Below are 13,445 nucleotides of genomic sequence, written 5' to 3'. Positions count from 1 at the left end.
CGTGATACGCCAGCTGCATAAAATAATAATGCAGCGGTGGTTTATGCGCGCGCAATTCTCCGTTGAAGGTGGGAACTATCCAGTCATGGCGTTCCATCATTTCCCGGGCGGCCTGTGCATTACGGGCTTCATCCAGTATATACATGGGTGCAGCGCCTATACCGGTAAATAACAAAACAGCTGCAATGATAAATAACCAGGTTATTTTGTTTGTGCGTAAATGCAAGAGAACATTATTCCATTGTTGTAGCATACGACTGAGGTACAGGTTTTGGCGTATTGGTTTTTAAAGGATCTATAAAGATAAAAGGTAATCCGGGCAGGGAAGAAGCGACCGTTGCTCCATAGAATAAGAGGCTGGCCATTACAGATACGGTATGATCGAGGCCAAAAATGTGCGCGCCCCATAAGAATACCACTTCCCGGGCACCTAATCCGCCAATGGTAAAAGGTAACACCGCCACTACCGAGGAAATTAAAAAGATGAGCATATAATCTTCGGTATGGGTTTGTATATGTAACGCCTGTAAAATGCAATACATACATACCACCTGGAAGATCTGTACGGCCAGTCCCCAGGCAAAAGTGGGGAAGAAACCACGAAGAAAATAGGGAAAGAATATTTTTATCAGGAAATAGAGAACAGGAATGCCTGATAAGATGCCGGTCATCAGCCAAACGCTATAGTAACCGCCTTTAAAAGCAATTATCCAGAAAACGCCCAGCAACAATCCCAGCGCCAGCAAACCACTGAAGCGGTCGAGCAACACGGCAGCAGTGGTTTTTTTATAGGCTACATTATAATCTTTGGTAAGCCGAACAACTTTGTATGCATCTCCGCTGATGGAACCAGGCAGGAACAGATTGTAGAACATGCCCAGCCAGTACAGCTGGATATTTGTCCATTCAGGCAGGTGAATATCAATATTCCGGAAATAAACATTCAGCCTGAATGAAGACAACATTTTGGAGAACATAAAAGCGCCAATGGATAAAACGATCCATAACGGATTGGCTAATACAAGTACCTCTGACAATTTCTTCAGATCGATCTTATGCGAGATATACCAGATGCACAATGCCGAGATAAGGATCTTGATTACCAGTTTCAACCATTTTTTCACCGGCTCAGACGGCATACGAAATGTAAGGATCATGAAACTTTTTTTAATGTTATATCGAATAAGATTCTTTTCTCACGCCCACCCATTCAATTTTCACCTGGCGCAAATACCAGTATACCAGCAGCCCCGAAAAAGTGCCAATTAAAGCGCCGGCGGTTACATCGGCCAGGAAATGCTGTCCCAGGTAAATACGTGAATACCCGGTAATAATGGCTATGGCCAGGTAAATGATCGAAAAACGTTTATCGGCTGTGTTCAACGCAAGGATGGTAGCAAGGGCAAAAACAGAAGTAGTATGGCCGGATGGAAAGCTGGTCATACCGGTATGGGTGATGCCTTCAATAAACCAGGGGTACTCGGCATTTGAAATAATGGCATGCGGCCGGGGTGCATGAAAAGCCCGTTTCAATATTTGCGAAACAATGCCTGAAAACAGGTAGGCAGTGAGCACCTGCATAGCTAAAGTTGTTCTTTCTGCCAGTAACAGAATTAAAAAAATGGCGATGGAAAACACCCCATCGCCCAATAAAGTGTAATTCTGAAAAAATGTATCCAGGTATAGCGTATGGATTGAGTTCAGACCAAAAAAAATGGCTCTGGGGGAAAAGACAGCAAGACTAATTCCGCTTATGGTGAGAACGATAAGCAAAACACCCCAGAACACAGGATCGGCTTTAATTATACGAATAAATCCCTTCACTGTTTTTAACAAAATTATCCCGGGCGTGCTACCTTAAAGTTACAGCAACGTTATCAGTATGTTACGCACATTGTGGAGAATGGGTGGCATGATAGTAGTAATTACTGTAATTTCGACGCGAAATTTACGTGGCCCCAACGGGCTGCTTATTATAAGTAATTCAATCACATGATCTGGTACGAAAACGACGTTAAAAAACTGGAAGCAGTAAAAGGAACTTTACCATATATCCCCGAAACCATTTTTTATGGCAGTTCCTCTATAAGATTGTGGGTAGATCTGTACGAAGACCTGAAACCGCTTCACCCCGTTAATCTCGGATTTGGCGGTTCCACCCTGGCTGCCTGCGTTTGGTTCTTTGATCGCATTATGGAACCCTATGCGCCCCGTCACATTGTTTGTTATGCGGGCGAAAACGATCTGGGCGATGGTCGCACGCCCGAAGAAGTATATATTTTCTTTTGTCAGTTCCTGGCCTGCCTGCAAAGGCGTTTCCCCGATGTTCCCATGACCTGGATCTCTATAAAACCAAGCATTACCCGCTGGAACCTGGAAAAAACGGTACGGTACACCAATCAACTCATCAAAGCTGAGATAGAAAAAAGCAATGGTAAATATTATTACCTCGATGTGTTCGATCGCATGCTGGATGCCAACGGACTGCCGGTAAAAGATCTGTATGAAGCAGATGGCTTACATTTAACCAGAAAGGGGTATCTTATATGGAAAGATGTGTTGCAGCAGCATTTTGCAACAATCTTCAAAATTTCATAACAGGCATGTAACAGCTTTTTGCTGAAATTACCTGTCATTTGAATAATCAATGACGCGAAAGTATTATAAGTGGTTTAGCCCCTCCTTATACAGGCACATGGAACTGCTTGTTTTCGGTCATGCCGGTGCATCAGTGCTTTTTTTTCCTACCCGCACCGCCCGTTTTTATGATTATGAGAACTGGAAAATTGTAGAGGCGCTGCGGGATAAAATAGAACAGGGAGAACTGCAATTGTTTTGTGTGGACAGTGTTGATATTGAAAGTTTTTATGCGCCGGTTCCACCCAGTGAAAAAATAACCCGCCACCTGCAGTACGAGCACTATATTTTGCAGGAAGTATTACCGCTCATTATGTTCAGATCCAAATTCACCTCTCTTACGGCGGCAGGTTGTAGTTTGGGCGGCTACCACGCGGTGAACATTGCATTCAGATACCCGGAATATTTTAATAAAGTAGTGGCTATGAGCGCCCGCTATGATCTCACTTTATCTGCACAGTCATTCCCCGACTTGTTCAATGGGTATGTTGATGAGAAGATCTATTACAATATGCCCAGTATGTATATGCCTAATTTAACTGACAAAGCATTACTGGAAAAAATCCGCAAACTGTCCATCAGTCTGGCCGTAGGCAGGGAAGACCCTTTTTATGAAAACAATCTGCAGTTAAGCGCGGTGCTTACCAGTAAAGATATTCATCATACCCTGTATGTGTGGGACGATGAGGCCCACCGGCCCTATCACTGGCGAAAAATGGTTCGTTTATATTTATAAAGTTCTTCGCTCGCCGAAGCTTTAGCGAAGGTGAGTTAGCTAATGCGCCTGGTTGTATGGTGGCAATCACAAAATGATCCACAGCCTGGTCACGTTTTTTGTAATACAGGAATTTCCCCGTAACCTGGCTGTTGTGCAAATGGGGAAATTGTTCAACCACCCGCACCTGGTAGCCCAGCTGTTTTAAAGAATCCACTTTCCAATCCTGGGTATATACCACAATGTTGTTTTTTATGGTATCCAGCTGCCGGGTATCAATTCTATGGATCGGTCCATTATAATAGAATTGAAAGGCGTATTCCGCCGATACATCATTGAACATATATACCGGCCCCTGTTGTGTATTCAGGGAAGCCGCCGCATGATTGCCGGATTGGTACTGAAACAGCATGGGGTAGAACAAGGTATTCAAAAACAGGTTCACCACCATTATTACCGCAAACGACCTGGTAAGCACATGTTGCAGGGAATTACCAGGAAAAAGACGCACTATTGCCAACGCCAAAAGCGCCAGGACAACAATCGCCGGGATCTTGTATGGAAGGTTCACCAGGATCAGTAACCCTATACAGGCTGCAAAAAGAAAGTAACACAATGTATGCTGGCTATACGTAATGGCCTTCAACAATCCTTTATGCTTCAGGTTCAATAGCCAGTTGGCTATTACTATGGCAAAGAACGGAAACAGGATATTGGTATAATGCGGTAACTGGAAACGGGATAACGAAAACACCAGGAACCCGGCCAGTGAAATACCGCTGCAGATATAATTGCCATTTTTTGAAATAATGGTTTGGTAGTTTTTTATAGTTGATCCCACGAGGATAAACAGGATAATAGACCAGGGTAAAAATGCCCATAGCATGGTATGAACAAAGAAAAGCTTATCGCCAGAACCTTTAATTGGACCGTTGTTAAAAAAGCGGCCAAATTGGCTATCCCAGAAAAAGAAACGAATCCCCGAAACATTGTGGTGACCGAATACCAGTTTTTCAGGATGCAAGTCAAACTGAAGATATAGGGTGATTAACTCCGGCAGTATGAATATCAACACCATTATTATGCTCAGCCACCAGCGATAATTAAGGAACTGTTTCCAGTCTTTTTTAATGATCCACTCAATAACAAAACCGGCCATTACCATGCAGGCAATGAAGATGCCCTTGGTCATTACTGCAAATGCCAGCAATAATGAACCAGCTACAAAATTTCTGAACTTGTTATCGCGATAGGCCAGGTAATAATACCAGGCGGCGCCGATCATTAACCCGGTTAAAAACGGTTCGGCCCGAACATCGTTGTTGGAAAGAATTAAATGTTCAGCCGAAATGTAAATAAGCACGGCCCATTGTGCAGTTTGCTTATTATATAATTTATTGGCGAACGCGTAGGTATAATAAATGCCGGCCAGCCAGAACAGTAGTCCGGGTAATTTATAAGCAAACGAATTAATGCCAAATACTTTGAAACTAAGAGCGGTTATCCAGAAGGGAAAATGCGGTTTATCGAGCCAGTCATTGCCTTCTATCATTAATTTAATAAAGTTGCCGCTTTGCGCCATGTTTTTGGCAATGGTAGCATATAAAGCGCCATCCGGTTCAAGAATGGGCAACAGTAAGCCACTGGCATTAACGATGATGCCAATAATAGTTAGCCAAATGAACCAGGTATCTAATGGGTACGCGGACTTTTTTTCCAGCTCCGGGGATTGTGAAAAGATCATAATAAATTTTAAAAGCTAGGGCAAACTTAAGGAAGGATTTTTTAAATACTTGTCATAATCCCGTTTAACCCAGACTTCAAATAATTTACACACACACAAACCGGTAATAATACCCAGTACAGCGCCACCTACAATGTCAAATGGAAAATGTTTACCAACATATACCTGGGCCAGTCCGATTGCAAATGCCCAAAACCACAACCAGCGCCATTTTTGTTGCTTAATATGAAGAATGGTGTAGTACCAGAATGTTGCCAACCCAAAATGATTGGCGGCATGTGAAGAGGGGAAGGAGTATTTACCACCACAACCAATAATGCCGCGGATAACAGTGGTCATGTCCTCATCGTAGCAGGGACGTAACCGTTCAAAATGATATTTAAGAATAGTACCGCTGGTAAAATCAGTAATGGCAAAACATAATAGTGTTAAACAAATAAACTTTAAGCCGGTAGGCCTGTCGAGTTGGTAAGTCCAGTAAAGCATGAAAGCATACAGGGGCACCCAGGTGTATTGATTGCGAAGGAGCAACATGATGAAATCGAGCCAGCGGGCGCTCATATCTCTGTGAATAAAAGTAAAAGCAATCTTATCAATATGGTCGAGCCAGTCAAAAAAATACATGCCTGGTATATTTTGATGGTGAAAGTAATCAGCACGTGTGACGTAACTTTTACCGGTGTATTAATTGTGTGTGATTAAATTACAATTAATGTTTTCATAAAATTGCGCTAACACATCCTTTATAGAACCCATCTACTTTCGCTGCCGAAGAAATTCAGCACTAGTCATCCAAAAAAACTGATTTATGGGGCTACACACCTTTAAAAGAGCCACAATATTCCTGTGGCTGCTAGTAATTCCTTTTTTAGTACAGGCACAGCGATCTATAACCGGAAAAGTGGTGTCCGCAAAGGATAATGCACCTGTTTCCGGCGCCTCTGTGCAAATAAAAGGATCCGGTACAGGAACATCCAGTAATGAAGCAGGCGCCTTTACCATCCAGGTAAAAGAGGGCGACATGCTTGTGATAAGCGGCGTTGGTTTTGATACCAGGCAGATCAAAATTGCCGGCGAAGACAATTTAACGATCTCACTCAGCGAATCTGCAAAAGATCTGAACGAAGTGGTAGTAACGGCGCTTGGCGTAAAGAAAGAAACCAAAAAACTCGGTTATGCCGTGCAGGAAGTGAAAGGCGATATCCTGGTAAAAGCCCGTGACCAGAACCCGATCACCGGATTGACCGGTAAAGTAGCCGGGTTATCAGTAGGGGCTTCTGCCGAATTGTTACGTAAGCCAACCGTTTTGTTACGGGGTAATGAAATTAATTTGTATGTAGTGGATGGTATTCCTATCAGTACCGACACCTGGAATATCAGTCCGGACGACATTGAAACGTATACCGTTTTGAAGGGACCTGCCGCTGCAGCACTTTATGGCAGCCGGGCACAGTATGGCGCCATTCTCATTACTATGAAAAAAGGCACGAAAGCAAAGAAGGGATTTGCTGTTGAGTTCAATTCAACCAACTCCATCGATAAAGGCTTTCTGGCCTTCCCACGGGTGCAGGATGAATACGGTCCGGGCGAGAATGCTCTGTACGCCTTTGGCAATGGTAAAGGCGGTGGTAAAAATGATAACGACTATGATGTATGGGGGCCTCGCTTTGAAGGCCAGCTGATCCCTCAATATGATGGCGCATATGATCCTGCTCAAACATATGTTACCACTTTTCCTGGCGGACATGACCAGGATTATTCGGGCCATATAAAACCAACCCCCTGGATTGCCCGTGGGGTAAACAACCTCGGTCGCTTTTTGCGTACCGGTTTTCAGTCAACCAATAACGTTGCATTGAGCGCTTCCGGTGAAAATTATAACATGCGTTTTTCGATGTCGCATTCTTACCAGCAAAGTATTATCCCCAATATGGGATTGAATATTACCAATTTCAATGTGTATGCTGGGGTAAATGTTAATCCCAGATTAAAGATCGAAGCCAATGTAAATTATAACAGGCAATACACGCCTAATTTCCCGGACGTGGATTACGGGCCAAACAGTTTGATATATAATGTTGGCATTTGGACAGGCGCTGACTGGGATGTTGAATCTCCAGACCTTAAAGCCATCTGGAACCCATCCAAAATAGGCATTCAATCTGTTTTTGCCGAATACCAACGCTATCATAATCCCCGGTTCATGGTGAAGGAGTGGTTGCGCGGTCATTACAAGAACGATCTGTTTGGCTATGTGTCTGCCAATTTCAAGATCAATAATAACCTGAATGTAACAGCCCGCACGCAGGCAACTACGTATGGTTTATTAAGAACGGAACGCATGCCTTTCTCGGCTCACCCATATGGCCGGGAAGGCGGGTTGGGCGATTATCGCGAAGATCATCGCAACCTGTTTGAAAATAATATCGAGCTATTACTGGCTTATAATTATAATGTACATAAGTTCCTGAACCTGTCGGGTTTGGTAGGCGGTAACGTACGGTCGTTTACCTATAATTCAACCTTTACCTCTACCGATTACATGACTGTGCCCGGCGTTTATACTTTCAGCAATACATTGAACCCGGTACAGGGCAGCAGTTTTTCATCAGATATGCGGGTATACAGCGCTTATTATTCGCTGGATGCAGCGTTTGATAAATATGCTACGCTGTCTGTTACCGGGCGGCTGGACAAATCATCAGCCCTGCCAAAAGCGCACAACAGTTATTTTTATCCGGCGGTTTCTGCGGCATCCGTTATCTCTGATTATGTGACCCTTCCAAGAGTTATTTCTTTCCTGAAAGCGAGAGGTTCCTTTGCGGTGGTGCATGGGGATGCCACTTCACCAACGGTGGGTATGGCGCCGTTTAATTCTATCTCAGCCTTTGGTGCTTCGCCATCGGGTAATTCCTTGTTCGATTATCCGCTCAATTACGGAAATAATTACCAGTCACCATACGGTGGACCTGATTATTCACTCGCAGCCGTGTATTCAATGAACAAGCCGTATAATAACCAATCGGCTGCTTCTTATACTAATAACCTGTATGACCCGAATATAAAAACGTTCAACCGGGTGAATTATGAAGAAGGCTTCGATATTAAACTGTTGCAAAACAGGGTAGGATTAAGCGCTACTGCTTTTCAGTATGTAGATGGTCCGCGTATTCTGGCTAATCCCATCTCAACCGCCAGTGGTTATGGCTATTATTACCTGAATGCGTTAACCACGCAAAAAAGCGGGTATGAATTATCGCTGAACGGCTCACCGCTCAAAATGCACAATGGCCTGTTCTGGGATGTAACCGTCAACTGGTCAACCTTCCAGGATAAATACAAAGAACTGCCACCCGGACAGACAACCTATCAAACCTTTTTCAAAAACGGCGATCGCGTTGATAAATTATATACCTCAGCCTTTGCCAAAACAACCGATGGCAAAATTATTCATGATAATGCCGGCAAGCCCTTGCAAAACCCGGTTCCTCAATTCCTGGGTTACCTGAATGCCGATTACCAATGGAGCATTTACAACAAGGTCGGGTATAAAGGATTCACCCTGGGCTTTCAATTCGACGGAAGTGTAGGCGGTGTTACTACCGATTATATCCACAACAAAACCATGCGCGGCGGCCGTAATATAGAAACGGTACAGGGCGCACTGGGTGTGGCCAGAAAAGCAGACAACGACCATGCCGGTGACAAAACTTTTCCAGGTGTATATGTAGGCGATGGGGTAGTAGTATCGAATGGTAAGCCAATAAACTTCGATAATAATGGCGCCATCATCAACTACAAAGACCTGCAGTTCGGCGACAATAAAACAACTACGCATGTGCAGGATTATGTAAGTAAGTTTTATGGTGTGGATGAATCCAACCTCATGAGTAAAACCTTTGCCAAGTTGCGCGAAGTAACGCTCACCTATGATCTGCCAACAGCCCTGTTAAAGAAATCGTTCATTGACCGGGCCAGCATTTCACTCATCGGCCGTAACCTGATCTATTTCTATAAAGACAAACGGTTCAAGGACGTAGACCTGGATCAATATAATTATGCAACAGGTGCTTCGGGTTTGCAATCGCCCACTACCCGTCGTTATGGAGTGAACCTGAACTTGGCATTTTAACAGGAGCTAACTAAACTATTACAAAATGAAAATCAAGCAATATATCCCATTGGTAGCAGCTGTTGTACTTGCTGCTACCGCTTGCAAGAAGTCGTTTAACGACATGAACAAAAATGAGAACAAGCCGGCTACGGTACAGGCTTCGCTGTTGTTGAACGGTATTTTGTACAATATGTACGAGGCGCCCAATTCAATGAAAGAACGCTGGTGCCAGTATTATTGCTGTAATTATGATTATTATGGCAATAACCGCTACGACTTTGGGTCGGGCGATGATTATTACGCTGCGCTGAAAAATGTGACAAAAATGGAAGAGGAAGCCATCAAAGGAGGCGCCGCCGCATTAAATCCCTATACTACGCTGGCCAAATTCTTCAAAGCCTATTTCTTTACCAAAATGAGCCTCGCCATGGGCGATCTGCCTATGACAAGCGCCTTACAGGGAAGAGGAAATCTGACGCCGGAATATGATAGTCAGAAAAAGATCTTTCAGCAATCACTGCTGTGGCTGGATAGCGCCAATAATGAGCTGGCCCAGTTAATAACAGCCAAAGACAACACGCTTGAAAGAGATTTTTATTATAGTAACGATCTGGCAAAATGGCAAAAGCTGGTAAATACTTATCGTATTCGTTTGCTGCTTCATTTAAGTAAAAGGACCGATGATGCAGACCTGAATGTTAAACAACAGTTTGCAGCCATCCTTGCCAATAAGGTGAAGTATCCTGTTATGGAAGATGCTACAGATAACCTGCAGTTTGTATACGTACATCCTTCCAATGACTATCCCATGAACCCCGGTACTTTTGGCTTCGATGGATCACGCTATAATACATCAGGTACCTATGTGGGTTTGTTGACGCAGTTACAGGATCCACGGGTATTTGTAACTGCAGAACCTGCTGCGGCCCTGGTAACAGCGGGCAAAAGCACAACAAGTTACGATGCCTACCTGGGCGCCAGTCCGGGTGAAGACCTGGGTGCTATGTATATAAAAGCCAATGGTGGGCAATACTCCCTCATCAATCGCAGGCATTATTATCAAACCTATTTAGGCGAGCCTTCGATCCAGATCGGGTTTGCTGAAATGTGTTTCAATATTGCAGAGGGTATTGCCAGAGGCTGGGCCACTTCCGGTGCTATGGGAACAGCAGAAGATTATTATAAAGCCGGGATAAAAACATCCATGGCTTATTACAATATCCCCGAATCTGGTAAGTTCAACGCCTACTTCATAAAAGACGGCAGCCCAGGTGGCTCAGATGCAAAATATGATGTGGCATCTATCAACGTTGACTTCAATGCCTACTACGCGCAAACAGCCGTCATCTATGCCGGCAATAATGCAGCCGGAATAACACAAATACTCAATCAGAAGTACCTGGCGCTGTTCCGTCATTCAGGTCTGGAATCGTACTACACGTATCGCCGTACCGGTGTGCCCAACTTTACCATGGGACCTGGTACCGGCAACAGCGGCCGTATAGCCATGCGCTTTCAGTATCCGACAAACGAAAAAGCAGGTAATACAACCAATTATACAAAAGCATTGCAAAATCAGTTCAGCGGTAATGACGATATCAATGGCGTGATGTGGCTCATAAAATAAAACCACAAAGGCACGGGGAACCAGGGCTCAAGGTTCAGGTCTTGAGTCCCTGGTTCCCGTGTTTAAAAGAAAATATTATGGATAGCATACAGGAGGGGGTAGGGGGAGGCAAGTATTAATCAACTGATACTTGATTACTTACAAACCTTTGCCCGGTTCAAAAGCAATACCATTACCACCACCTGGAAGGGGGTGTATGCAAAACTCACCAACGGAGAAAGCCATCTGTTTGAATCGCCCGAGCCGGGGGATTATATCTTTAACGGGCTGGGAGGGGCCGGTATGACCCTCTCGTTCGGGCTCGCAGAAGAAATAATAGCTGGTTTGTAAGTTATTGTGTTACAGCTGTCTTTTCTTTCTTTGCTGCCTTTTTAGGGCTGGTTGATTTGTCTTTTTTAGGCGTTTCTTTTTTAAGCACTTTCACGATATCGCCTGCCAGCAGCTTACTAACCTTTTCTAACCGGTTTTCAAGTTTTTTATCTTTTAAATGATAATCAGTGAGGCTACCTGTCAATTTTTCAAGGACAACTTTTGATAGTTCTTTCTTAGATACTTTCCCTGATGTGGGTTGCTTTTTTATAGTACTCATGCAAGAATAGATTTAAAGACTTAACCTAAAGGTAACAAATGCGTAACATTCTCAATGTTAAGTTTTTGACCAAAAACCCCAATAACCGCTGACAGATAATTATATAGATAAATTTGATAACAGTGATTTAATACTGTGGTATCATTGTATAAGTTACCTTGCGGCGATTTCGACCATCTAAATTAACTGCATGAAGTGGACCCTGATTAGTAACATAACAGCCGACATTAAGGAATATCATTTGGTAAGTGATGAATCGGTACTGGCTGTCATGAAATACAGTCCGGAACAACAGTCGGTACGTATTTCGTATAAAGAAGAACGTTTGGTGTTCTTTATGGAAACAAATGGCTATGCCAACCGCATTGTTTTTAAAAATGTGTACGGTGTTGATCAGGGAAAATTCGCCCACCATAACCACAACAATACCGGCCGGCTCGAGATCAATAAACAGATCTTCGATTATAACATTGTAGACAATAACCAGCCAAGGCTGATCATTCATCAGCATAATAAACAGGAACCACTGGCTGTATGTCAAATACCGGCCAGCCCCACCCGACAGGATTCTTTTTTTGAACAGGCAGGAATGGTGTTAGGCATGTGCTGGTTCGCTAATATCCCTGCTGCCCAAAAAATGCAGGGGCTCTCACAATAGAATTAAACAAAAAAGGTGATGCCATTTTCCGCCAAAGGGGGAGAATGGTATCACCAGCAGTGAAATGCGATAAAACTGAATTACCCGTTAGTTGAGGGAAGTTTCACTTAAATTTTGCTTTACTTCCTCTTCAGACAGGTGTACAAAATCAGCAAACTCTCTTATTGAAACATAATCTTTTTTCTTCCGCCCTAAAGATTCGCGAATACTTTGGAGTAAACGTTGGGCTGTTCGTATATTAATGCCAAGTATCTTGGTGATATCGTTGGTGTGTATCACCAGCCGTTGGGTCAAGCTCCTGGAAGTGGCGAGCGATTTTTTGGCGGTTTTTTTCTTTTTACCGGCAGCTTTCTTTTTAGGGGCCGCTGCCTTTTTCTTTACCAGAACGGTCCTTTTTGCAGCAATGCGTTTCTTTTTAGCCATGCTGTTCAATACATTTAATGGTTAAGCCAATAGTGGCAGTTGGCTTACTAATCGGAGCATAGTGTACAAAACTTCCAAAGTACTTTTCCTGGAAGTACTACTGATCTGACTGTGTAAATTAAAGGACTTTTTGAAATCAGGCAAATAAAAATGCAACCAGTAACTTTAAGCGGGTTGTTAGCGCTTGTGCTGTGTAGTCAAGCAGTTTGCAGTACACATATTCAGTATATTGCCATAAAATAGGCCACATGAGATACTCCATCAACGACGGATTTCCTTATTACATTGAATTGTTAGGCGATCGTGATTATGTTCAATTATTCAATTCAAAAGAAAACCTGAACCTGCTTACATCCCTTACCGATGAGCAGGCTGCTTACCGGTATGCCCCCGGTAAATGGAGCATTAAACAGATCATAGGACATATTACCGATCACGAGCGCATTATGACCTACCGGGCGCTGCGGTTTAGCAGAAAGGATAAAACACCCTTACCCGGCTACGACCAGGATACATTTGTTGATAACAGCCGTTTTGATGAGCTCACCATAAGCCAGCTGACAACTGATCTTGAAAATGTAAGAAATGCATCTATCAGTTTCATGAATTCATTATCCAAAGCACAGTTGGCGCTTACCGGAACCGCCTGGAAATATGAATTGCCCGTTGAATCATTCCTGAAGGCAACTATAGGTCATGAATTGCACCACATGGAAGTTTTAAAGCGATTGTACGCGCCTGCGTTCTCTTAAATAACATGAAGTATTACCAACGTACTGCTTCAAACTTCCAGCCGGGCACTACTTTTTGCATTTCTGTTTCATCATCGCGTTTGGTTAATCCACAATCCAGGTACTGTTGATGCAACCTGGCCAGGGCCTGTTTATCGAGTTCCACGCCTAAGCCTGGTGCAGAAGGAACGGCTACGGCGCCGTCTT

14 protein-coding genes are annotated in these 13,445 nt (G+C 43.6%); 7 read left to right on the top strand and 7 right to left on the bottom strand.

From position 1 onward, the window contains the following. From ACJ751_RS23115 to ACJ751_RS23105, 3 genes are all read right to left on the bottom strand, one after another. Positions 1–253, bottom strand: a 253-nt coding sequence (locus ACJ751_RS23115) for an ArnT family glycosyltransferase (protein WP_407747902.1), incomplete at its 3' end; no start/stop codon positions are given. Continuing rightward, the gene (locus ACJ751_RS23110; protein ID WP_407747901.1) at positions 234–1,157 is read right to left on the bottom strand and encodes a lysylphosphatidylglycerol synthase transmembrane domain-containing protein; all 924 of its coding nucleotides are present in this window, start codon (positions 1,155–1,157) and stop codon (positions 234–236) included. The genes ACJ751_RS23115 and ACJ751_RS23110, both read right to left, overlap by 20 nt. Positions 1,158–1,173: 16 nt before the next feature. After that, positions 1,174–1,824: a phosphatase PAP2 family protein gene (locus ACJ751_RS23105; RefSeq protein WP_407747900.1), complete on the bottom strand. Its 651-nt coding sequence runs from the start codon at positions 1,822–1,824 to the stop codon at positions 1,174–1,176. 168 nt (positions 1,825–1,992) lie between these two features. On the opposite strand from ACJ751_RS23105, the gene ACJ751_RS23100 reads away from it, so the two are divergent. Beyond that, the gene (locus tag ACJ751_RS23100) at positions 1,993–2,598 is read left to right on the top strand and encodes a GDSL-type esterase/lipase family protein (RefSeq protein ID WP_407747899.1); all 606 of its coding nucleotides are present in this window, start codon (positions 1,993–1,995) and stop codon (positions 2,596–2,598) included. Positions 2,599–2,695: 97 nt separating this feature from the next. Next, on the top strand, positions 2,696–3,373 hold the full coding sequence (locus ACJ751_RS23095; protein ID WP_407747898.1) for an esterase family protein: 678 nt from the start codon (positions 2,696–2,698) through the stop codon (positions 3,371–3,373). Here ACJ751_RS23095 and ACJ751_RS23090 read toward each other — a convergent pair. Continuing rightward, positions 3,279–5,096: an ArnT family glycosyltransferase gene (locus tag ACJ751_RS23090; RefSeq protein WP_407747897.1), complete on the bottom strand. Its 1,818-nt coding sequence runs from the start codon at positions 5,094–5,096 to the stop codon at positions 3,279–3,281. The two genes, ACJ751_RS23095 and ACJ751_RS23090, sit on opposite strands and share 95 nt — an antisense overlap. A 15-nt stretch (positions 5,097–5,111) precedes the next feature. Then, positions 5,112–5,720, bottom strand: a complete 609-nt coding sequence (locus tag ACJ751_RS23085) for a phosphatase PAP2 family protein (RefSeq protein ID WP_407747896.1) — start codon at positions 5,718–5,720, stop codon at positions 5,112–5,114. Between the two features lie 184 nt (positions 5,721–5,904). Between ACJ751_RS23085 and ACJ751_RS23080 the strand changes: the two genes are divergently transcribed. From ACJ751_RS23080 to ACJ751_RS23070, 3 genes are all read left to right on the top strand, one after another. After that, a complete protein-coding gene (locus ACJ751_RS23080; protein ID WP_407747895.1) occupies positions 5,905–9,228 on the top strand; it encodes a SusC/RagA family TonB-linked outer membrane protein in 3,324 nt (1,107 codons plus the stop codon). 25 nt (positions 9,229–9,253) lie between these two features. Then, a complete protein-coding gene (locus tag ACJ751_RS23075) occupies positions 9,254–10,837 on the top strand; it encodes a SusD/RagB family nutrient-binding outer membrane lipoprotein (protein WP_407747894.1) in 1,584 nt (527 codons plus the stop codon). Between the two features lie 192 nt (positions 10,838–11,029). After that, positions 11,030–11,167, top strand: coding sequence for a hypothetical protein (locus tag ACJ751_RS23070; RefSeq protein WP_407747893.1), 138 nt, complete (start codon positions 11,030–11,032; stop codon positions 11,165–11,167). A gap of 1 nt (position 11,168) precedes the next feature. On the opposite strand, the gene ACJ751_RS23065 is transcribed toward ACJ751_RS23070, so the two are convergent. Next, a complete protein-coding gene (locus tag ACJ751_RS23065) occupies positions 11,169–11,426 on the bottom strand; it encodes a hypothetical protein (RefSeq protein ID WP_407747892.1) in 258 nt (85 codons plus the stop codon). 190 nt (positions 11,427–11,616) lie between these two features. Here ACJ751_RS23065 and ACJ751_RS23060 point away from each other — a divergent pair, with 190 nt between their 5' ends. Then, positions 11,617–12,084, top strand: coding sequence for a hypothetical protein (locus tag ACJ751_RS23060; RefSeq protein ID WP_407747891.1), 468 nt, complete (start codon positions 11,617–11,619; stop codon positions 12,082–12,084). Between the two features lie 87 nt (positions 12,085–12,171). On the opposite strand, the gene ACJ751_RS23055 is transcribed toward ACJ751_RS23060, so the two are convergent. Then, positions 12,172–12,507, bottom strand: a complete 336-nt coding sequence (locus ACJ751_RS23055) for a hypothetical protein (protein WP_407747890.1) — start codon at positions 12,505–12,507, stop codon at positions 12,172–12,174. Positions 12,508–12,755: 248 nt separating this feature from the next. Between ACJ751_RS23055 and ACJ751_RS23050 the strand changes: the two genes are divergently transcribed. Further along, the gene (locus ACJ751_RS23050; RefSeq protein WP_407747889.1) at positions 12,756–13,259 is read left to right on the top strand and encodes a DinB family protein; all 504 of its coding nucleotides are present in this window, start codon (positions 12,756–12,758) and stop codon (positions 13,257–13,259) included. Positions 13,260–13,445 lie beyond the last annotated feature (186 nt).

This window comes from Niastella sp. (assembly GCF_045805085.1).
Lineage (GTDB): Bacteria > Bacteroidota > Bacteroidia > Chitinophagales > Chitinophagaceae > Niastella.
This window is presented reverse-complemented; position numbering and strand designations above follow the sequence as displayed.

Bases quoted from the DNA above. Each gene is read 5' to 3' on its own strand.
- ACJ751_RS23110 (WP_407747901.1), bottom strand. From the start codon at position 1,157: ATGATCCTTACATTTCGTATGCCGTCTGAGCCGGTGAAAAAATGGTTG.
- ACJ751_RS23100 (WP_407747899.1), top strand. From the start codon at position 1,993: ATGATCTGGTACGAAAACGACGTTAAAAAACTGGAAGCAGTAAAAGGA.
- ACJ751_RS23095 (WP_407747898.1), top strand. From the start codon at position 2,696: ATGGAACTGCTTGTTTTCGGTCATGCCGGTGCATCAGTGCTTTTTTTT.
- ACJ751_RS23090 (WP_407747897.1), bottom strand. From the start codon at position 5,096: ATGATCTTTTCACAATCCCCGGAGCTGGAAAAAAAGTCCGCGTACCCA.
- ACJ751_RS23085 (WP_407747896.1), bottom strand. From the start codon at position 5,720: ATGTATTTTTTTGACTGGCTCGACCATATTGATAAGATTGCTTTTACT.
- ACJ751_RS23080 (WP_407747895.1), top strand. From the start codon at position 5,905: ATGGGGCTACACACCTTTAAAAGAGCCACAATATTCCTGTGGCTGCTA.
- ACJ751_RS23075 (WP_407747894.1), top strand. From the start codon at position 9,254: ATGAAAATCAAGCAATATATCCCATTGGTAGCAGCTGTTGTACTTGCT.
- ACJ751_RS23065 (WP_407747892.1), bottom strand. From the start codon at position 11,426: ATGAGTACTATAAAAAAGCAACCCACATCAGGGAAAGTATCTAAGAAA.
- ACJ751_RS23060 (WP_407747891.1), top strand. From the start codon at position 11,617: ATGAAGTGGACCCTGATTAGTAACATAACAGCCGACATTAAGGAATAT.
- ACJ751_RS23055 (WP_407747890.1), bottom strand. From the start codon at position 12,507: ATGGCTAAAAAGAAACGCATTGCTGCAAAAAGGACCGTTCTGGTAAAG.
- ACJ751_RS23050 (WP_407747889.1), top strand. From the start codon at position 12,756: ATGAGATACTCCATCAACGACGGATTTCCTTATTACATTGAATTGTTA.